Annotated in this window: 18 protein-coding genes; 6 read left to right on the plus strand and 12 right to left on the minus strand. The window is 38.6% G+C overall.

Annotation, left to right across the window (positions count from 1 at the left end; translation table 11 throughout):
• Positions 1-11: 11 nt before the first annotated feature.
• The 4 genes from METTI_RS15905 to METTI_RS14770 form a co-directional block, all read right to left on the minus strand.
• Positions 12-167, minus strand: a complete 156-nt coding sequence (locus METTI_RS15905) for a hypothetical protein (RefSeq protein ID WP_023846634.1) — start codon at positions 165-167, stop codon at positions 12-14.
• Positions 168-319: 152 nt separating this feature from the next.
• Positions 320-847 carry a dihydrofolate reductase family protein gene (locus tag METTI_RS14760; RefSeq protein ID WP_023846635.1) on the minus strand — a complete coding sequence of 176 codons (528 nt, stop codon included), beginning with the start codon at positions 845-847 and terminating at the stop codon, positions 320-322.
• 77 nt (positions 848-924) lie between these two features.
• Positions 925-1,353, minus strand: coding sequence for an NTF2-like N-terminal transpeptidase domain-containing protein (locus tag METTI_RS14765; RefSeq protein WP_023846636.1), 429 nt, complete (start codon positions 1,351-1,353; stop codon positions 925-927).
• Between the two features lie 218 nt (positions 1,354-1,571).
• The gene (locus METTI_RS14770) at positions 1,572-2,201 is read right to left on the minus strand and encodes a hypothetical protein (protein ID WP_023846637.1); all 630 of its coding nucleotides are present in this window, start codon (positions 2,199-2,201) and stop codon (positions 1,572-1,574) included.
• Positions 2,202-2,464: 263 nt separating this feature from the next.
• Between METTI_RS14770 and METTI_RS14775 the strand changes: the two genes are divergently transcribed.
• From METTI_RS14775 to METTI_RS14785, 3 genes are all read left to right on the plus strand, one after another.
• A complete protein-coding gene (locus METTI_RS14775; protein ID WP_023846638.1) occupies positions 2,465-2,872 on the plus strand; it encodes an RrF2 family transcriptional regulator in 408 nt (135 codons plus the stop codon).
• Between the two features lie 263 nt (positions 2,873-3,135).
• Complete coding sequence (locus tag METTI_RS14780) at positions 3,136-3,456, plus strand: winged helix-turn-helix domain-containing protein (protein ID WP_245596185.1); 321 nt, start codon at positions 3,136-3,138, stop codon at positions 3,454-3,456.
• Between the two features lie 494 nt (positions 3,457-3,950).
• Positions 3,951-4,280, plus strand: a complete 330-nt coding sequence (locus tag METTI_RS14785) for a helix-turn-helix domain-containing protein (protein ID WP_245596155.1) — start codon at positions 3,951-3,953, stop codon at positions 4,278-4,280.
• Positions 4,281-4,396: 116 nt separating this feature from the next.
• On the opposite strand, the gene METTI_RS14790 is transcribed toward METTI_RS14785, so the two are convergent.
• Positions 4,397-6,121 (minus strand): thiamine pyrophosphate-binding protein, encoded by a 1,725-nt coding sequence (locus METTI_RS14790; protein ID WP_023846641.1) that lies wholly within the window; start codon positions 6,119-6,121, stop codon positions 4,397-4,399.
• A 366-nt stretch (positions 6,122-6,487) separates the two neighbouring features.
• Between METTI_RS14790 and METTI_RS15450 the strand changes: the two genes are divergently transcribed.
• A complete protein-coding gene (locus METTI_RS15450) occupies positions 6,488-9,943 on the plus strand; it encodes a PocR ligand-binding domain-containing protein (RefSeq protein ID WP_169729127.1) in 3,456 nt (1,151 codons plus the stop codon).
• A gap of 44 nt (positions 9,944-9,987) precedes the next feature.
• Here the strand turns inward: METTI_RS15450 and METTI_RS14800 are convergent, their stop codons facing one another.
• On the minus strand, positions 9,988-10,506 hold the full coding sequence (locus METTI_RS14800) for a DUF4386 domain-containing protein (RefSeq protein WP_023846643.1): 519 nt from the start codon (positions 10,504-10,506) through the stop codon (positions 9,988-9,990).
• Between the two features lie 748 nt (positions 10,507-11,254).
• Here METTI_RS14800 and METTI_RS14810 point away from each other — a divergent pair.
• Positions 11,255-12,463 (plus strand): ISL3 family transposase, encoded by a 1,209-nt coding sequence (locus tag METTI_RS14810; protein WP_023843742.1) that lies wholly within the window; start codon positions 11,255-11,257, stop codon positions 12,461-12,463.
• A gap of 34 nt (positions 12,464-12,497) precedes the next feature.
• On the opposite strand, the gene METTI_RS14815 is transcribed toward METTI_RS14810, so the two are convergent.
• The 4 genes from METTI_RS14815 to METTI_RS14830 are packed head-to-tail and all read right to left on the minus strand — an operon-like array spanning position 12,498 to position 15,917.
• Positions 12,498-13,448 carry a hypothetical protein gene (locus METTI_RS14815; protein WP_023846645.1) on the minus strand — a complete coding sequence of 317 codons (951 nt, stop codon included), beginning with the start codon at positions 13,446-13,448 and terminating at the stop codon, positions 12,498-12,500.
• Positions 13,445-15,184, minus strand: coding sequence for a carboxypeptidase regulatory-like domain-containing protein (locus tag METTI_RS14820; protein WP_023846646.1), 1,740 nt, complete (start codon positions 15,182-15,184; stop codon positions 13,445-13,447). Before METTI_RS14820 ends, METTI_RS14815 begins: the two co-directional genes overlap by 4 nt.
• Positions 15,181-15,531, minus strand: a complete 351-nt coding sequence (locus METTI_RS14825; protein ID WP_023846647.1) for a hypothetical protein — start codon at positions 15,529-15,531, stop codon at positions 15,181-15,183. The genes METTI_RS14820 and METTI_RS14825 overlap by 4 nt, the downstream gene beginning before the upstream one ends.
• 38 nt (positions 15,532-15,569) lie before the next feature.
• Positions 15,570-15,917 (minus strand): hypothetical protein, encoded by a 348-nt coding sequence (locus METTI_RS14830; protein WP_023846648.1) that lies wholly within the window; start codon positions 15,915-15,917, stop codon positions 15,570-15,572.
• A gap of 268 nt (positions 15,918-16,185) precedes the next feature.
• Here METTI_RS14830 and METTI_RS14835 point away from each other — a divergent pair, with 268 nt between their 5' ends.
• A complete protein-coding gene (locus METTI_RS14835; protein WP_023846649.1) occupies positions 16,186-16,647 on the plus strand; it encodes a PIN domain-containing protein in 462 nt (153 codons plus the stop codon).
• 171 nt (positions 16,648-16,818) lie between these two features.
• Here the strand turns inward: METTI_RS14835 and METTI_RS14840 are convergent, their stop codons facing one another.
• Both METTI_RS14840 and METTI_RS14845 read right to left on the minus strand, forming a co-directional pair.
• Entirely contained in the window at positions 16,819-17,268 is a 450-nt protein-coding gene (locus METTI_RS14840) for a hypothetical protein (RefSeq protein WP_023846650.1), read from the minus strand.
• Positions 17,269-17,403: 135 nt separating this feature from the next.
• The coding region (locus METTI_RS14845) for an RHS repeat domain-containing protein (RefSeq protein ID WP_023846651.1) at positions 17,404-20,956 on the minus strand (3,553 nt) is incomplete at its 5' end.

Here is a 20,956-nt window from a genome sequence, read left to right on the forward strand (position 1 = left end):
TACTAAATAGACTAGCGAATCTTCTTGCACAAATTCATATAAATATCTATTTTATCCTTTTGAACGAGTTCTTCAATCCAGGCCATTCCCCCACCCTGATCTATGCGAAAACTGAGTTCTTTGAAAAATTCAATTTCATCATCACTGAAGTAAATCATTTTTCCCATTTTACATTCCCTCTGTTATGAGATAGATTATCTTTAGCTATTATCACATATATAGTATTCAACCATACTATTAACTCTTAGTGTATTGAGTAATGGTGTGGATACTAGGAAACAAACTTTTGATTTCTCGATGATAAAAATGAGAATCATATCTACTTTTTATGCAGATGGTACACAAGTTCTATAATACCAGACTCATATTCCTGTGATGATTTTAGATCAAGCCTGATGTCCTTCCTGATATCTCTGAAAAGAGGGATCCCTTTTCCAAGAATAATTGGTTGTATTGCAATCCTCAGCTCACTGATAAGTCCTTTGTTAAGAAGAGGTGATATTATGGAAGAACCACCAACGACCCATATGAAACCACCGGTTCCAAGGATGAGATTCTCTGTGACACCTACCGGATCGTTGGAAAATATAATCCGGTCATTTATTTTTTCATCCTCAGGATATGGACTACGGGTTGTAAAAACGTAACATTCTTTTCCTTCATATGGCCACTTGCCAAAACCAAGTACCTGCCTGTAGGTTTTGTGTCCCATGAGCAGAGTGTCTGTTTTAGCAAGGAAGCTATCAAAATCATATTCGTCTTCATCCAGCAGCCAGTCTACATTACCATTTTCGTCTGCAATATAGCCATCAAGGCTGCATGTTATTAACAATATTACTTCACGCATCTAATCCCCATTACTAATCAGGTGCCCTGGTTATATTTGCTTAATGACAATGGTAAAAACTGACAATGATAGATTTATCATGTCAGTGCGTATGGGAACTCTGTGATTTTCCATTCATCTTCCTGCTTTACAAGATCAAGTTCCTTTGTAACCTCATTATATTCAGGTTCAACTTCAATGAAATTCTCAAGAGAGAATTTGATAGCAACAGATGACTCATTTACAAGAACATCAACAACTGCAGTATTCTCGTTTACATATTCATTTGTCACTTCTATAAACTCATACTTGTCAGGATTTACATCCTTGCAGATATCTACAAAATCTGAAAGCGATGTCTCTTCTTTGTAAGCTGTTGACATCATGTCATAACAGGTATCATAGTTTTCCTGGCTATATTCTGATGCAAAATTCTCCACAGTCTTTGTAGGACTGCTTCCAATACCTGCACATCCTGCAGTCAGAAGAGCTAGCGTTACAATCAGGATTGTTATTTGTTTTTTCATAACCACACCTCAGTTTTAATTGTACTGTACTAAGTGATTAAGTCTTTGGGTCAGACATACTTTCATATTCCGGAAACAGAATGTAGTGTTAACCTTCATGTATCGGCAAATGAAGGAAAACAGAATGAAGAAAAAACATAATAAAGGATTCATATGCACTGGTTTTCGAATGTGTGATCACCTGTTTCCCACTATAAGTGGGCACTGCATGTGATAAGTCAGTTGTTATTTGAAGAAATGCGTTGGTTATGTCTAATAATCAAATCAAGATTTCCAGCAACAGACGTAGCAATTTTCCTGGCAAGATGATTTTGATAATGTTTGTAGGTGAAAAGACCTGTCATCTCATTGTATAAGCTGATGTTCCCCTGTATAAGCAACGGATAGTCATTTTTATCATCTAATGATAATTCCACTGCTTTCATATTACCAAAGCCTTCTAAATCCAGATATTTAGTCTCACCTGATGCGGAAAAATCAAACTGGACATATACATCGGAATTTGAGTATATAGGAGTATACGAGAATGTTCCGACAGTACTTTTTACAAAAATAAATGGCGAGCCATAATCATCCCTCAATTCATCTGTGACTGTCACTGAAAAACCCTCTTTTTCCAGAGCAGTGATTAACTCTCTTTCTACAATTGAATCAAATATCTCATCCTGATGGACGTACAGTATTATGTCACCATAGAAAAAATTCTCAATATTACCAGTAAAATTAGCACTAATGTCAGGGGATTTGTAACTAGCACTAGAACCTAATCCTAAATCCAGAAATGCAAATGAAAATAAGAAAAATGAAATTATTATGAATGTTGTTATCTGTTTTTTGCTGAACTCCACTTCTTTGCCTCTTTAATAAAAATATAGTAACTGATATATAAAAATTTCTATTGTGGGTCTTGTAACAACAATTCCATTTCTGTCAAATGAAGGAATACGGCAGCATAAAATGTCAAAACCGCCAAATAAAGGAAATTAAAAACGACATAACATTCACAAAGGTTTGTTTTTGTATAAATGTGCAGTCGTACACAAAATCAAAAAATATATATAGTATTAATATTACATGATAATCCCTATAGAAATACTAGAGATTGTTACTAATGAAACTTTCAACAAAAAGTGAATATGCATGTCTGGCACTCATAGACCTTTCAGAAAACTATGGTTCAGGATACATAAAAATAGAAGATATCTGTCACAGACAGGATCTTCCCAGGAAATACATCGAGCAGCTATTATTATCCTTAAAAAGAGCTGGATACGTGAAAAGCCGTCGTGGAGCTGATGGCGGTTATATGCTGGCCAAAGAGCCTGCACAAATATCCCTTGCAGAGATCGTTAGGTTAATGGACGGGGCTCTGGCTCCGGTTAATTCGGTGAGCAAATATTTCTATGAATGCACACCGCTTGAAAAGAATGAAGCACTGATCAAAGTGTTCAGAGAGATCAGAGACTACATTGCTGATAAAATGGAGAATACGACTTTTGCTGATCTGATAAAGGAATAATTTTTTTCAAATTAATCTATACTAAACCGATAGAGAATATAGAATAAGAAATAGAATCTAATCTAAATGGAGATTAAACTTACAGTCACATGTTTCACAATATATTTGATTCCATGAATAACCACAACGCATCTACGGTAAGTAAAGGAGACCTGAACTATGAAAAAAGCAGAAAATATCTTAGATGGACATGAATTAAGAACACATCAGAAATTACAAGATAGTCATTGTGGACTCAAAAGGAAGGAATATCTTTGTTAAAAATGATGGACACAGTCAATATGACAGGAGAAATTCAAAACACCATGTCTGATGAAGAACTGGTTGCATGGGTACTTGGTGTTGACAGACGCATTGTGGTGCTTGGTTCCATGAAAAAACGTCCAATCCTTAAAGCATCTGATATTGCTCAGGAAACAAACAGATCTACACAGAATATAAGCCGTGCTCTTAAGGAATTCAACGAAAAAGGGTTCATTACATGTCTTAATCCAGAAAAAACCACATGGAAGAGATATACAATCACAAGTACAGGAAAAGAATTACTGGAAAAATTCGACGACATGTTCTTTGATCCAAATTAAGTAAGAGGGGCTAACATTCAGGTCTATTCTCCCTTTTTTATTCTTATTTGCGTCCTTACATCAGAATTCACCGTTCCAAAATTCACGTAATCTTTCTTTTTCCCATAATTGTTCAATTATGGAGAGAGTTCAGGAAGATAATAACCTCTTAAACTTAAGGTGTATAGTAGGAAGCATACTTCCGCCCTAACGCCCGTACCAAAATAAAATATTTAGTAAAACAATGCTAAACAGCAAATTAGAGAAATGAGAATTTGAATCAATGTTAGAAGATATGAGAACTTATGAGAGACTGTGAAAAGTTTCGGGAAAGGTTTAATAGCATGAATAATCATGAGGTATCTGATGGCTAACACCATTATTAATCATGATAGATTATTAATGCCGGAGACCTGAACCATGAGAAAAGTAAACCATACCATTAAAAGACCTGAATCCAGAACATATCAGATTATGCAAGACAGCCTTTGTATCCACAAAAAGGAGGAATTGTTTTGTTGAAGATTATGGGAGCAATTGGTATGGAGAACACTACTCAAACCTACATGTCAGATGAAGAAATGATTGCATGGGTACTTGGTGTTGACAGGCGAATTGTAGTTCTTGGATCCATGAAAAATAATCCAATACTTAAAGCATCTGATATTGCTCAGGAAACAAACAGGTCTACACAGAACATAAGCCGTGCTCTTAAAGAGTTCAACGAAAAAGGTTTCATTATGTGTCTTAATCCTGAAAAAACCACATGGAAAAGATACACAATTACAAGTGCCGGAAAAGAGTTACTGGAAAAACTCGACGACATTTATTTCGATCCGAATTAAGTGAGAGGTGGCTAACGTCAGGGTCAGCTTTCCTCTTTACCTCTTATTTTCATTTCATGGATTCACTTTTGTTTCTATTTCAGTTCTAAAGTTCCAAATATACTATATGCACATTTTTAAGAATCATCTTCAACCTGCCTAATATACGGACCAAGAATCATGTCCTTATATGCTCCACCGGCAGGAACCTTTGGATAAAGAACTTCTTCCCTGTCTGTACAGACCTCAAGGAAGCATGGTCCTTCTGAGTTAAGGAAAGCTCCCATTCCGTCTTTCAGATCTTTCCTGTCAGCAATCCTTTCAGCAAAAGCAAACCCGAAAGACTCTGCAATCTCCGCAAAGTGGACATCCTTTGGTCTTTGTGTTCCTGTTCTTTTACCATCATAAGCTGCATCCTGCAGGTTCTGGACCATTCCATCACTCCTGTTGTTGAGCATGAGTATCTTAATTGGCAGGTCAAGTGATGCGATTGTATGCAGTTCACCAAGGTTCATCCGCAGACTTCCGTCACCGTCTATTGCTATGACCCTTGCTTGCGGATTAGCATAGTGAACACCAATGGATGTTGGCATGGAGAATCCCATTGTTCCAAAGGACCCAGAACTCATGAACGATTTTGCTTTCTGCATTGGAAGATACTGTGCTGCAAGCATCTGCTGATTTCCGACACCTGTTGTAACCATTGTATTGCCATCAACATATTCTGACAGAAGTGACATAACCTCAGCAGACTGGATAAATTCGGACTCCCGGCTATAATCCAGCGGCCAGGACCTCTTCAGGAATCTTGCACGTTCCTGCCATTCATAGATGTTCAACGTGATGTTATGTTTTTTAGCATAGTTGAGCAGGTCCATGATAGCTGTAGCAGCATCTCCGATAAATGTGAATTTAGGTCCTCTTTCAATCTTTATCTGATGCATTTTCTCAGGATTTATGTCGATATAAGCTATGTCTGTACCTATTGCAAAACCGACCTTCTCTGCAACCCTGTCATCCCAGCGAACCCCTATTGCAAAGAAGAAATCATTCTCCTGAATTAGCATGTTGGCGTATGGTGTTCCAAACATTCCAAGCATTCCGAGATTGAGGTCATCCCGACCATCCAGGACTCCTTTTGCCATGAGGGTGTTAACCGACGGTATCTGGAAGTAGTTGTTAAACTCCCTGATTGCATGGCTTCCGGCTTCAGAATTGAGACCTCCTCCAAGATAGAGCAGCGGCCTTTTTGAATTAAGGAATAACTGGAAGAATTCTTCACACTGTTCCTCGCAGAGATGCCTGTCATCATGATAACTTTCCTCAAACCTTATGACGTTCATGTCCTGGTACTCATGCATTTTCTGCTGTTTATCCAGCGGAATATCTATGACAACAGGCCCCGGCTTTCCTGATTTTGCAAAGTAATATGCATCTTTGATTATTGACTCGAGGTCGTCACCATCAGAAATAAGCATGACTTTCTTGGCAGCTTCCCCGAATATGCCCTGTACATTGATATGCTGGAATGAATCGGTGCCTATCTTATGTCCGGGGACCTGACCGGCAAAGACCAGTAGGGGAATACTGTCACCATAGGCATCAGCGACACTCGTAAGTGTGTTGGTGATTGCAGGTCCTGATGTAACTATAGCAACACCTACCTCGTTGCTGGATCGGGAATAACCGGCTGCACTGAAAGCTGCTGACTGCTCGTTCGAGTTAATGACTATCTCGATGTCACTCTTTTCAAGTGCATGGAAAACCGGCAGTATCGCCGCTCCGGTGTAACCGAAAATTTGTTTGACCCCGAGGTCCTCCAGACTTTTAACTAATATTTCTGCTCCATTCATTTCTTCCATTATAATTCTCCGTGAAAGAAACGATCCCGGCGCAGGATACACTAATCAGTAAAGTAACCAAAAAACAGTGCACTTGAGCCAGAAAAGTTTCGATTATCGTGCTCAAGCGTTTAGCACTACCACTACTAAAGACACAGATACATTACGTAAAGTGTGAGTTGTGGTAGAGTTTTGCATTAATTTAGGATTGGAGGTAGTGGTATTTAAGAATAATGCTTTGTCACAAATCATATTTATTTTTTAATACTGAGAAAACTATATTAGAAATTGTCTTATTTATATACAATGAATTATATAGATTCTGTTAATAAGTATCCATGCTTCTAATTTGGCACGCTTTTGATGTTGGATATGGGAACTGGTAAAATGGAGTTAAAAGATCCAGAAATAAATGCATCTGACCATAATGAAACTAAGGAAAAAAACGAATTTTTACTTAAACAAAGACTTGATTATGAGCATGCAACAGTACAATGCATGCGTACTTTACTTGAGCCGGGGAGTATAGATGATATCTTACCCAGAATACTTAAGATCGTACACAGGGTTGTAGACAACAGCAGAACCTATATTTTTAAAAATGAACCTGATCCTGAACGTGGTCTGTGCATGTCCCAGATATATGAAGCAGTTTCTCAAGGTATTGAACCCCAGATTAACAATCCTGAACTGCAACATATTTCTTATAATGAAGCTACACCGACATTATTAACTGTTTTAGAAAACAGACATCATTTTGCATATTTAGTAGAAGAACTTGAAGACCCGGAGAGAACAATCCTTTCAGAGCAAGGTATTCTTTCAGTACTTATTATCCCTATTTATGCCAGTAAGGATTTCTGGGGGTTTATCGGCTTTGATGATTGTGAAAAAGCCCGTGAATGGGATGAAAATGATATAGACCTCCTACGAATAGTTGCTGATGGTATCGGGGAGCTTATTTCCCACCGGAAAGCAGAAAATGAACTAAGAGAAAGTGAAGCTTTACTGAATGAAGTTGGAAGAATTGGAAAAATAGGTGGATGGGAGTATGATGTGGCAAGTGGAAATGGTAAATGGACTTCTGAGGTTTACAGGATACATGAAGTAGAGATGGACTCTGATCTAAGTGTTGCAGATACTCTTGAATTTTATCCGGCTGAATCGAGAAAACTAGTTGAAAAAGCGTTCAACGATGCTATTGAAAAAGCGAAACCATATGATCTTGAACTGGAATTGATTACTGGAAAAGGCAATCACAAATGGATAAGGACAAGAGGTCGCCCAACAATAGAAAATGGTAAAAATGTAAAGATAATCGGATCGTTTCAGGACATAACGGAATACAAAAATGCTGAGAAAAAACGTCGTGAAAGTGAAGAAAAACTAAAGATATTCATTGAGCATGCACCGGTGACCATAGCAATGCTAGACCGGAATATGCAGCACATAGCCGTAAGTAGAAAATGGCTTGAAGAACTCGGTAGTACTGAGGATATCATCGGACTGTCACATTATGAAGTTTACCCCTTTATAAATAACGAAGTCAGAGAAGCACATCAACGTGCTCTGAAAGGAGATATCGTCCGCAAGGAAGAAGATAGAATTAAGCTACCTGATGGAAGTATTCGTTGGACTCGTTGGGAAGTCAGACCATGGAAAGCATCCGATGGTACTATAGGCGGAATAATTATTTTTTCAGAGAATATCACTGAAAGAAAAGAATCTGAGATCGCACTCAAGGAAAGTAAAGCGCTTCTCAGTGAAGTAGGAGAAATTGCTAAAATTGGTGGGTGGGAGCTGGATGTTAAATCAAATAAAGTTACATGGACAGAGGAAGTTGAGGAAATCCAGGGAATAGAAGATGTTTCAAACCCGGGAGAAAGCCTGAAACTCTTCCTTCCTGAATCAAAAAAGATACTGAAAAAAGCGCTTGACGATGCAATTAAAAACGCTGAACCATATGAACTGGATCTGGAAATGATCTCAGGAAGAGGAGATTATAAATGGGTCAGAGCAATTGCAAAACCTGTAATGGAAGGTAATAAGGTTGTAAAATTAACAGGTACATTACAGGATATAACCATAATAAAAGAGGCAGAATTAAAACTGCTTGAAAGTGAGAGTTGCGTAAGACGTAAGTTGAACGCAATTATGGAGCCGGAAGGAGATATTGCAGAACTGGAACTTACAGATATTATTGACAAAGAACCCATGGAAATACTTATGCAGAATTTTTATAATCTGACACATATTTCTGTTGGTATAATCGATCTTGAAGGCAACATCCTGATTGCTACCGGTTGGCAGGATATTTGCATGAACTTCCACCGGAAGAATCCAGAGAGTTGCAAGCACTGCATTGAAAGTGATAGAGAATTGAGCAATGGTGTAGAGCCAGGCAAATTCAAGGCTTACAAATGCAAGAACAATATGTGGGATGTAGCGACACCTATAGTAGTAGGTGGAACTCATATGGGAAATTTGCTTCTTGGCCAATTCTTCCTGGAGGAGGAGGAAATACCCTATGAGACATTCAAGCTCCAGGCAAAAAAATATGGATTCGATAAAAAAGAATACTTTGATGCACTTGAAAAGGTTCCACACTGGAATCAGGAAACTATCAAAGAAACAATGGAATTCTATATGCAATTGACCAATGTCATGACATCGATGAGCTATAGTAACATCAAACTTGCAAGGACACTGGAAGAAAGGGATGGATTGCTCAACTCGTTGCATGATAGTGAAGAAAAGTTAAAGCTGTTCATTGAGCATGCACCTGCTTCTCTGGCAATGTTTGATAAGGAAATGAGATACATATCTGCCAGCCGTCGTTGGATGGATGACTTTTCCCTTGATAAACAGGACATTATTGGAATATCACATTATGAGATATTCCCTGAGCTCACTGATGAATTGAAAGAGGTGCATCGTCGGGCTTTGGAAGGAGAAGTAATTAGTAACGAAGAGGATCGTTTTGAACGCGCGGATGAAACTATACAGTGGTTACATTGGGAAGTAAGGCCATGGAAAATATTTGATGGAACAATTGGCGGTATTGTGATTTTTTCAGAAGATATTACTGAACGGAAAAAAGCAGAGCATTCATTAATAGAAGCAAAAATGCTGGCTGAGCACAACAACCGTATCAAATCAGAATTCCTGGCAAATATGAGCCATGAATTACGCACACCACTTACTGCAGTTATAGGTTTTTCAGATATATTGCAAGAAGGGACAGTTGGAGAGCTTACTGAAAAACAACTTGGGTATATAAATAATATCAACAAAGGTGGAAAGCATCTCCTTGAAATTATAAATGGTATTCTTGACCTGTCAAAAGTAGAAGCTGGCAAAATGGATCTTGAATGTGAGGATTTCATAATCTCCAAAATTATCGATGAAACTCTAAATTCCATGTCTTCACTTTCAGTAAGAAAGAATATAAAGTTCATATTGGAGAACAATGTAGATGAGATGAATATCCATGCAGACAAAGCCAAATTACGGCAGATTTTGTATAATCTCCTTACTAACGCTATCAAGTTCACTCCTGAAAATGGCGAAGTTTCTGTCAGTATAGACAAAACAGATAATGGGATTCAGGTTTCTGTTAAAGATACTGGTATCGGCATTCCGGCAGAAATGCAGGAAGAGATTTTCAGTCCATTTACACAGGTGGATGCTTCAAGCAAAAGAAGATATGGTGGCACAGGTCTTGGACTTGCTCTTGTTAAAAAGTTTGTTGAAATGCATAACGGAAAAGTCTGGCTTGAAAGTGAAGAGGGAAAGGGCAGTACTTTTACTTTTACCATTGAAAATCAGAAAAAGAATGAGTGAGTTTTTCTGTTTTTTCCGAATTACAGGACATTATTGTCTTAAAATCAATTCTGAATCTCTTTTGCACCTACAAAGGTTATCCATATTACCCATACAAGCTCACCCATTGTGAAATAATCAACAAAGGATGGCACATATCCTATAAGGAAATATGAGACGGTTGCTCCCAGGTATCCTAAGGATCCGACATATAATAGATATCCAATCCATTTCGGGAACATTCCTGATTTAATTACCAGTGTACCAATTGGTATAAGCCAGAGTCCCCAGAAGACTTCTGCTAAGTGCATTGCTTCAGGCATGATTATTGCCATCATTGAGAAAGGTACCCCTAATAAACCGAATACGACTATCAGGGATGACTGTTCCTTATCGATCTCCATGAATAATTTGTACAGCAATAATGCAATCACTATCTGGAACACCTGTACAACAATCTGACCTAACTGACCAACTTTAAAGAGTGTAGATTCGCTTGCAAGTGTCGGCGCATATAACAACGAAAATATGCTTATGACAGTCCATACCGGATAAAGAATTCTGAGCTTTGTTATGGTCTTCATGATAATAATTTTGGTGAGGTGGCATATATATTTTGGGTTATTGATAATATTGGGTGTTGTGAGGGGAGTCGAAATTCCGGCACCGGATACGTTAATCAGTACATTTACTAGAAAACAGAGTACTTGAACCAGAAAGTTTCTTTTGGTAGCTCAAGCGTTTAACATTACCACCACTGCGAACACGTTGTATGCGGTTTGATTTGCGGTAGGGGTTCGTATTAGAAGATGAGGAAGGAGGATTTAAAGTTCACTTACTTATGAATTTGTCTCTTCACTATTAATTTTATTCAATATGAATTGTATCACAGCAAATATCAAAAATGAAATAATGAAACTGACTAATATATCAGCTAAGAGAAAAGTTAAAAAGAGGAATGAAACAGAAACTAGAAGTCCATCATACCAAGTAAAAACATTTTTTCTATTCATTAGAAATGCCTTAATGTGTGATTTAATTAACTTAGTAAAATCATCAGAAAAATGGTTATCATTTTGTTGCTCTTCACTTGAATCTTTATTAAAATCAACAAGTTTGACAGAATAAAGAATAATGCTAAAAACAGATATTATAAATGTTACATAAGAAATTTGGCTCCAGTTAAATATGCTATTTGATGCATAAGTTTCACCGACATTCAAAAGATACAAAAAGAAACCATTAATCAATAATGTTAGAAGAACAACAAAAGATGGATCTCCTCAAGATTGAGTGGGTAATTTAATATTCTGTTCATCCAATCCATATTGGATGGACGATAAACTCTTGATTCAAATGGCTCTGGGAATAACCCCTCCATGGTATGTGAAAGACATTGATCTTAATGTTTCTAAGAAAAGAATGGATATTTATCTAGATTTTACCAAGGGAACGAAGTTCCCTTGCCCAGTTTGCAACAAACTGTGTGATCTCCATGATACCAAAGAAAAAGTATGGAGACACCTTGATTTCTTCCATCATGAAACATACATTCATGCACGAGTTCCCCGAACAAAGTGTGATGGAGATGATGTAAAACTTGTTGAAGTTCCATGGACAAGACAAAATACTGGATTTACATTATTTTTCGAAGCACTAATCGTTGCAATGTCCAAAGAAATGAGTGTTTCTTCAATTGCTGAATTGATCAATATTCATGAAAATTCTGTATGGATAATTCTAGCTCATTATGTTGAAGAAGCCAGAGCAAAGATGGATCTCTCTGAGTTAGATACTATTGGAGTAGATGAAATATCTGTCAAAAAAGGTCACAGCTATGTGACCTTGTTCTATGATCTAAATCAATCAAGAGTAATTCATATTGAAAATGGAAAGAAAAGAAGTGTTTTCAAGAACTTCAGGGAAGTTCTTTCCAGAAAAATAGACCCTGATAATATCAAGTATATTTCAATGGACATGTATCCTGCTTTTAGGGGTGGAGCAAGGGAATATTTCCCAAATGCTAAGATCGTTTACGATAAGTTCCATATTGTCAAAATGATGAATGATGCAATTGATAAGGTTCGAAGAAAGGAGTATCAAACAAATAAAGATCTGGGTAAAACGAGATTCATGTGGTTGAAAAATCCTGAAAATCTATCGGATAGGGAAATAGCTAAGATTCGATCAATCAAAGATTTGGATACTAAAACAGCAAAAGCTTACAGATTTAAGCTTGGACTTCAACGTCTGTGGGATATAAAAAATATAGAGGTAGCGAGGGAATATCTTGACAAATGGCATTATTGGGGAACACATAGCAACATCAAGGAAATTATCACATTGGCCAAGATGATTAAAAGAAATTCTCATGGGATATTGGAATCAATCAAACAAGGTATCAGCAACGGTGTTGTTGAAGGATTGAACAACAAAATTAAAACTGCTTTTAAGAGATCATATGGATTGAAGACTGAGAAGTGTAGGAATACAATGATATTCTTGATGGCGGGTAAACTTCGTTTACCCACACGATGTTAAAGAGAACCTTATTATTTAATGCCATAGCTTCGCCTCATATTGGTTTAAGTGAACTGACAATGGATGCAACCATCTTGATCAAGTCAACAAGCAGTGCGATGGTTCTAATAGCAAAATCATAAAAGAACTCAATAACGGAGATATGCAGCGAGACATAGTTAGCTATCATGTCCCACATGTTGTCTTTTTTCTTTGTTTTGAGTAGAGTACCACCGAGTATGAAAAACTCGATAGTCATAAGAGTTGTTTCCGGATACTCTATGAATAAAAGATCTAGGTAGAAGAATACTTCTGCAATGATTGCAGCACTCATTTCCAGAGCTGTGGCCATGTATGGACCGACACCTGGGATCATTTCAACGAATGCCAGGATAGAGTCCCAAGCCCAATCAAAGAAAAGATCAGTGCTACCTGTAATTAGTTCGGTGAGGGAATCGTCAAGGATGCCCTGGAATTCCTCTGCTGTCACATAGGTTGCTTTGAAATCAAACTCATTAGTGCAGGAGGCTTGAACATCACTGTAAGCTATTTCTGTGTATAAATCATATAATGAACTTTCGTAAAAAGTAGCAGTTAAAGGTAATATACCTACATACACATCCACATCAAACTCGCTATCTAACTCCCCATAGAATGGTTGGATTTTGATATCTGCATCCGTTGCGAATGGTTGGAAGGAGTCCAGTGGCTCAGAAGACACAATGGTTCCGTTTGGATACTGTAAAGAGACATAAAAGGTCCACCAGCCAATAGTTGATCTAGTATTGTTTATATAAAGGACATACTCTTTGCCATATGCATCAAGCACAGTAGTACTATTAAAATTTTCTTGAATATTGTCAAGATTTACGCCACTAATAAGATAACCGTCAGGACATTCATAGTCTATGTAATTTACATCATCTTGCTCATAAGTTTCTGCTGCTAACGCTATTGATGTTAAACACAACAAAATAAAACAAATAGCAACAGCCTTAAATTTCATTTCAAGCCCTTTTTAGCAGCTGCCATAAAGAAAATCACAATCAGCATAGAGTACATAGGGCCCACATTCGCCTCAGACTCCTCTAATACATCTTTGGCTGCAGTCCTTCCTGCCCTGTACTCATCATCCGAGCTGCTGGAGCTACTGCCATCGTCATCATCTGAGAGGCCACCCCCCTCCTCACCCTCACCCTCTTCCTCTTCTTCCTCTGACTTTCTGGTAAGTTCAATAGAGAGTACATTGTCGTCAGCATCAAAAGTGAAAGTACTCTGGTAAGTCTCAAAATAGTCCTGTGTTACCTTAATCGTGTAGGTCTGGCCATCTGCCAGGCCATTGATCTCAAAGGCTCCTAAACTCGTTATGTCTGACTTTGTTTTGGAGCTGTTGTACACGGTTACAGTTGCCTGGGAGATAGATGCTCCATTATCTGCAGCTGAAACACTGCCATAAAGTGTAGATAATGCTGCGGGGCTTGGTGTTAGGTATGGATTGTAGCTATAGGATGATCCTGAGAAGGTAAAATCTGAAACTGTTTTGTCAACATAGTTAGATGCAGATACATAGATATTCCATGTGCCTTTATTGATTGTGAGTGTATAATCTCCGCTGCTGTCCGTTGTTGTGGATTCACCTGCTACAGTGACAGTTGCTCCGAAGATTACTGCCTCTGTGCTTGCATCCCTTATACGTCCGTGTAGTGTGGCCTCACCTGTTGGAGCATTCTCTGTATAAGCATAGTCATAGCCTAGTGAATTATCATCACTGTCATACGCTCGAATGTAGAACAGCTCGCCATAAGGTCCGTTACTTGGAAGCTGATATCCTGCTGATCCATTCCCTGAAACACTGTACTGCTGGAAGTATGTTGCATCTGCAGCAGTTGGACCACTGTGGAACACGATAAAGGAACCTTCTGGCATGTTGTAATAGTTCCATGTCATGTTCTCATCCCTGTCATACGTGTATTTTGTAAATTCCAGGGCTGCACCGTCTGCACTCATTTGCATTGTTGCATTTGCTATTTCAGTAGGATTAAATAGGACGCTTGCACGAGTCATAAGCTCGGCTCTGAATTGTCTTGATGAGTAGGAAGGAACAGTATAGAGAATTGATCCAGATTCTGAATAGACCATCCGCCTTTCTTCAAGTTCCCATACTGAGCTTTCAGAATTGTAGGACCTAATGTCTATAAAATTCTCGTTGCTTGCACTGTAAGAAGGATATGTGTAGCTGATGTTTGAAATATCTCCGGCTGAATATGAGGACTCATCCCAATAGATAGCATCAGGTTCACCCTCTACTAATACAAATTCATCTGCATACAATCGTCTATTATTTGTTACAACTTTTAAGGTGTGAGAACCACTATAACTGGAGAGATCTATAGTTTCTTGACTCCATGAATCAAGAGTAGTAACATTATACACAACATCAGAATCAATATAGATTCTAAAATATCCACTTCCCCAGGAATACGAAGTAGTATAATAGAAAGAAAGCCCATCAACATTAGTCAAGTCTACCACTTGTGTAATTCCGGCATCACCACTAGGATTGTTCATTAGTAGACAATAAGAACCTATTTGATTGGAATTTGTATTTGCCATTGGAGTATATGTCCCAAATGTAGACCACCCTGTAAGATCTCCAGTTTCAAAACCTCCATTTGTTATAGCTGCACTTGCAGGCAATACCAGCAAGCAGAAGCACAACGCCATTAATATTATTTTCCTCATGTTAACCTCTTGTAAACAACATAAAAGCCTCCAGTAATAACGAAAGCCCACAGTAAATATGCTAAAAATGTAGGCATTTCCAGCCTCAACAATTCCAGTGCATTAAGTGGATTCTGGAACCATACATCCTCTGCAGGTCTGATAATGAACACATAGTCTGAGCCTGTGTCAAGCTGTAAGGATCCTGTACTGTTTGTTTGACCTACCAGCTTTGAACCGTTGGCCGTTGGCTGGTACACTTCAATGTCAATGTTTCTGCCTAGTTGAAGATCCGAAAAAGAAATGGTGATATTCTCTGCAGCTGCTGCAGATGGGATCAGGAGGGTAACAGCCAGAGTGAAGATCAAAAAAATGGTGTACTTTTTCGTGTTACCCTCTCCTGACCTCAGTGTTTCAAGAAGCTGAATGCGTTTTTGATACCATCCAGGAGAGCATCAAAGAATCCAGTCACGAAACCCACTACAATGAGAATCAGTATAACCGGAACAACAGCCATTATCAAGTTACCAAAATTAGGCATTATTCCCGATACACCATCGAGCATATCACCCATTGCAGTCCAGTCTATACTGTAGTTGCTTTCTGCTGCAGCATTACCTACAAGGCATGAAGCCATAACCATGCAGGAGCCCACCCACAGTAAAGCTCTGGTTTTCCACGTTGCATTCTTTTTCTTATCTGTTCCACCTTTAACAAGTGAAACACCGTTAGCAGTTTGATTTGCTTTTGCCATAGTAATCAATTTAGGAATTTTATAGGCATTTTATTTATACAGTGTAGAAATTGCCACCTTTGACACCTATTGCCAGATTATGAAAAAAATATAATATAAACACCAAAGAAAGTGCCACTTTTGACACCATTTAGTCAAAGATACATTAGTATGTACATACTTACACCGGAAATTAAAGAGTGTGGACTAAAACGATAGCAATAGAATGAAAGAGTATATTTCCCCTTCTGGACAGGACACAGGCTCACCGTGATCTTACGGAGCAATAATGATCGTTCTGGATTCCTGTATATGGATCCACGCTTTTCTGGGAACCGATGAAAGATGCGTTTCCCTAATCAAAAAAGTCCTGTCAGGTGATGTGAAGCCTGTTGTTTCCCCGTACATTGCCATGGAAGTTATCAACAATGTGCTGAAAGAAGGAAACAAGAAGAAGTATGACCTCGATAAACTTCAAACAGCGATATGGTCTATTTTCAGGGAACCTTTTGTCAAGACCACATTTACACCACTTGATTTTGAAATGATGGTTCTGGAAGAAGTTCGCAGCCGTCCTGAATACTGTGCCCTTGCAACTGCCCTGAGCATAGAGCCAAAGGACGCTCCTTTAGTTGTGCTTGCGTACCAATATGCTGTCCCTCTACGTTCACTGCTGAGTATGAAGGAAAAGATTGGGCAGTTGATCAAGGTAGATGTTATCGATGTTGATGAGGCACTTTCGATTTATTGAAGGGTTATTTAGAGTATCGTGTTTAGAGTAACATCGTAGCTATTCAATATTTAAAAATCTAAGTTCATCTGTCTGCTTGGCTATCCTTTCATCATTACGAAAGAAGTAGCTAGTGGCAGTACCGTTCTCGATCTCGTAGTACTGGTTGACGTAGTAGGTGACATAAATAAATCAAAAATAGATATCCTTGATCACCGCTCTTTTTGGATTCTCAGAATCAATCCTTAGAATCACTTCATCACCTTCTCGAAAATTATTACTGAAAAATATTTTATGTGTTAATGCATTTCCTCTCCAGTATTTTTCACCTTGAAATTCATATTTGTATTCAACCCTTGAACCACCACTTTTGTATGCATTGGCTAAATGGATGTAACCAGTTACATCCACACCTTTCATATAAACTGAATAAAAAAAATGTATCCGACAAACTAAGAAAATAATTGCAATGACACTTATCGATGTTGTTATTATTTTCCATCTCCACATAAAATCTGGTGGCATGAATTGCAGTAAATAGAAAATAGCATATGCAACCCAAAATACTAAAGTAGAACTGACTGCTAAATTAGAATAATAGTCTGCTGACATAATTCTGTAATAATTGAATTTTTCTTCCATGTTTCACCCCTTATGAATTAAATTACATAACACACCATTTTAGAAATCTCCCACATTAATTAGCGTTTATTTTCAACGTGAAAAAATGTAATTTCAAGCCTATTATACTTACATAATTTTGGACGAAGACTTAAATCAGTCTTCGTTATCTTCCTCGTCATTATTTTCTTCCATCGGTTCGATATTAATTTCGTTAGTTACCATGTTTATCCATAATGACTTCGTTTTGTCTGAATTGAAACCATATAAATAGAAATCTCCTTTTCCAAAAGTACTAACCATTTGACCATTTTCAGCAACATACCTTAACCGATAACATTCATCAAAATTAAAGCTATCCGGTACATTTCCATTGAAGTTATCTTGTAAAAATTCAGAGTTTTTGTCCTGGGAATAAAACTTATCGTCTATGCCATCAATTACAAGCCCTGTACCAGTACTTAAAAAATAATTCCGATTAAATTTGTAAGCGTTAAAAAGGAACCGTTCTTCACCTGATAATTCCTTGCTAATTCGTAAAAATCCTTGTGTTGCTTCCAATAATTTTACTGCCTTCGGCCACCTTACAATCCACGTACTTGGAACGCCTGGTATTAACAACGCTGCAACATCTGCACAAAAAAAAGCCTTGTTTTCTGGGCTCGGATCAAGTGCTAATAATATTGCACTGGGTATTAGCCACGCGGCATCAGGTATAGTTTCAACAAAGTGTCCACTTGGATCATTATATTTCACCGGATTATTTAGCGTGTAAGCATACCGATTCAGTGCTTGTGGATTGTACGGGTCAGGCAACATCGTATCTGGCTGCACAAAAATCCTGTACTCCGGTGAGTAGTATCGAGCACCGTAATACATCAATTCAGTATCAATGTCATTCTCCTGCCCCGTGAAACCATACTTCTCCAGACCACCTGACTGAACCTCACCATATGGATAGTATTCAGTACGCTCAACCTCAAGCCCACTTTCGTTAACCAACAAAGTGGTACTGCCCAGATGATCTGAAAGATACCATTCCATGCCTTCATCTGTCTGCTTGGCTATGCGCTCAGCGTCGCGGAAGAAGTAGCTGGTAGCAGTTCCGTTCTCAATCTCGTAGAACTGGTTGACGTAGTAGGTGAACTCACCGGCAGAGTTCTGTTTCTTGCCTCTCTGACCGTTGGCATCGTACCAGTATTTTTCCACGAGGGAACTGTTTGATGAGTAACGGACTTCGCTCAACTGGTTTGCATCGTTGTAGACGTAGATGAAATCTTCATCCTCAACCAAATTCCCGTTGTCATCGTAATCCAGAATGTTTCCATTATACGTATCAGGGGCATGGAAAGGTGTCAGATTGTATTCGTAGGAGGATATTGTGATACTGTTCTCATCCACCTGCTGTATGCAACCGTATTGATCGTAGCTGAAATCACGTTGATAAGTTGAAACACTGTTGACCGACATATCCGCGCTGGTCAGCCTGTCTAGGTCATCGTATCCGTAAGTCTTCACGGAGTTCATCACATTATCCTCTATCTCAAGGATATTGCCTACGTTGTCGAACTCATAGTTAAGATCCTGAAGACTCTCGGTGTAGATCCTGTCCAGCAGCAGTTTCTCAGCATCATAGGTATAGCTGGTAACCACACCGTTTGAAAGCTCCTTGGTGGTTATCTGGTTCCTTGCATTGTAATCAAGGTTATCCACAACGCCCTCAACACTCTCCAGCAAAGTCTGTGCATTATAGGTCAGGTCGACACTGTTACCGTCAGGGTAGGTTATTGTTGTGGGCCGGTCCATACTGTCATACTCATAGGATGTGGTGTAACCAGAGGTACCAGGTACATAACCTATTGTTTCTCCTTCAACCCTATAACGATCATCATAATCATATATTGAAGATATTGCTCCTTTTGTAACTCTTGAAAGCGTACCATTGTATTCAAGATCATATGTGAAACTGACATCCTCATCATTGGGGTAATCTATCGCAGTAAACCTGTCCAGAGCATCGTAGCTAAGCAACGTTGAGATTCCACGTGCATCGGTCTGGTTGATAAGATTTCCGTTCAGGTCATACTCATAGGTCCAGTTACCCATGTCAGGGTCGTTCATGGCTATCTTGCGGCCGAGGGAGTCGTAGGTGAAAGTGACGCGGCCTTCATTGCTGAAACTAATCTCCTCAATATTTTCTGAAATAGTGTAGGTAGGTTCATCAGTAGCATGCTGTCTAACTATGACATAGTCCCATTTCTGTGTGTTCCATATGTATTGGTCTGATGCACGCAGGAAATAGATATAGGAATCATAGCCTGTGATATTATGCTCTACGTTTTCTGCAACCATTACATCATCCACATATACAGTCACATTTTCGTTATCCACTATGAGATTGAATTTGTGCGAACCGGGATTATCAGATGTGTAATATACTGAAGTGGATGAGGTATCAACATATGAATCCACGTCAATAGCCGCGCCTGCACTTCCATATCCATTTAGCGGCTGGCGTATGGCTATACCATTATCCGGTGCGTAATGTCCTCCACCACTTGTTTGATGGGACATCGTTGTATCATTTGAAAGAATGAAGCCTGAGTACCACCATGCACCTTCTCCACTTGATATTACCTGATCTGCATAGTATTCAATTTCCAATGGTGTATTTTCATAGTTAAAAGAGGTTTGAGTCTTTGCGTATGCCTCTGCTTTCACAGCATATGATGGACCACGAACACTTACCTTTAATTTCCCATCTTCAGTAGTCACATCGCAACTACCTCCATTTGGAGTATTGTAGACCGTTGTCCATTTATCTGGATCAAGTGAAGATGAGAAATCGTCAAAGAACTCAAAGACATCATTTCCATTAGATTCTGATTCAACTGCAGAATTACCATAGTACATCTTGATAGTTGCTCCGCTTATTGCATTTATCTCAGGTACTTTCACCCACACTTTTGCAGAATTTGAGTTTGTAATTGACTCCATCCAGTATGGAAGAGGTGTATTCTTTTTATCGGTGAACCTGATATCATCGAAATCCGTTTGCATTTCAGGTTCGTAGGTAATATTGAAACTCATCTGGTAGTCCGTCAAAGTACCTGATGAAGATGGTAAAATGCTAATGACCTTCTTATTGCTGAAACTAATCTCCTCAATATTTTCTGAAATAGTGTAAGTGGGTTCATCAGTAGCATGCTGTCTAACTATGACATAGTCCCATTTCTGTGTGTTCCATATGTATTGGTCTGATGCACGCAGGAAATAGATATAGGAATCATAGCCTGTGATATTATGCTCTACGTTTTCTGCAACCATTACATCATCCACATATACAGTCACATTTTCGTTATCCACTATGAGATTGAATTTGTGCGAACCGGGATTATCAGATGTGTAATATACTGAAGTGGATGAGGTATCAACATATGAATCCACGTCAATAGCCGCGCCTGCACTTCCATATCCATTTAGCGGCTGGCGTATGGCTATACCATTATCCGGTGCGTAATGTCCTCCACCACTTGTTTGATGGGACATCGTTGTATCATTTGAAAGAATGAAGCCTGAGTACCACCATGCACCTTCTCCACTTGATATTACCTGATCTGCATAGTATTCAATTTCCAATGGTGTATTTTCATAGTTAAAAGAGGTTTGAGTCTTTGCGTATGCCTCTGCTTTCACAGCATATGATGGA

Origin of the sequence: Methanolobus tindarius DSM 2278 (assembly GCF_000504205.1) — an archaeon.
In the GTDB taxonomy this organism is placed as follows: Archaea; Halobacteriota; Methanosarcinia; order Methanosarcinales; family Methanosarcinaceae; genus Methanolobus; species Methanolobus tindarius.

Excerpts from the sequence above, each read along its gene's own strand:
- METTI_RS15905 (WP_023846634.1), bottom strand. The coding sequence starts at position 167 with ATGGGAAAAATGATTTACTTCAGTGATGATGAAATTGAATTTTTCAAA.
- METTI_RS14760 (WP_023846635.1), bottom strand. The coding sequence starts at position 847 with ATGCGTGAAGTAATATTGTTAATAACATGCAGCCTTGATGGCTATATT.
- METTI_RS14765 (WP_023846636.1), bottom strand. The coding sequence starts at position 1,353 with ATGAAAAAACAAATAACAATCCTGATTGTAACGCTAGCTCTTCTGACT.
- METTI_RS14775 (WP_023846638.1), top strand. The coding sequence starts at position 2,465 with ATGAAACTTTCAACAAAAAGTGAATATGCATGTCTGGCACTCATAGAC.
- METTI_RS14780 (WP_245596185.1), top strand. The coding sequence starts at position 3,136 with ATGATGGACACAGTCAATATGACAGGAGAAATTCAAAACACCATGTCT.
- METTI_RS14790 (WP_023846641.1), bottom strand. The coding sequence starts at position 6,121 with ATGGAAGAAATGAATGGAGCAGAAATATTAGTTAAAAGTCTGGAGGAC.
- METTI_RS15450 (WP_169729127.1), top strand. The coding sequence starts at position 6,488 with ATGGAGTTAAAAGATCCAGAAATAAATGCATCTGACCATAATGAAACT.
- METTI_RS14800 (WP_023846643.1), bottom strand. The coding sequence starts at position 10,506 with ATGAAGACCATAACAAAGCTCAGAATTCTTTATCCGGTATGGACTGTC.
- METTI_RS14810 (WP_023843742.1), top strand. The coding sequence starts at position 11,255 with ATGGACGATAAACTCTTGATTCAAATGGCTCTGGGAATAACCCCTCCA.
- METTI_RS14815 (WP_023846645.1), bottom strand. The coding sequence starts at position 13,448 with ATGAAATTTAAGGCTGTTGCTATTTGTTTTATTTTGTTGTGTTTAACA.
- METTI_RS14820 (WP_023846646.1), bottom strand. The coding sequence starts at position 15,184 with ATGAGGAAAATAATATTAATGGCGTTGTGCTTCTGCTTGCTGGTATTG.
- METTI_RS14830 (WP_023846648.1), bottom strand. The coding sequence starts at position 15,917 with ATGGCAAAAGCAAATCAAACTGCTAACGGTGTTTCACTTGTTAAAGGT.
- METTI_RS14835 (WP_023846649.1), top strand. The coding sequence starts at position 16,186 with ATGATCGTTCTGGATTCCTGTATATGGATCCACGCTTTTCTGGGAACC.
- METTI_RS14840 (WP_023846650.1), bottom strand. The coding sequence starts at position 17,268 with ATGGAAGAAAAATTCAATTATTACAGAATTATGTCAGCAGACTATTAT.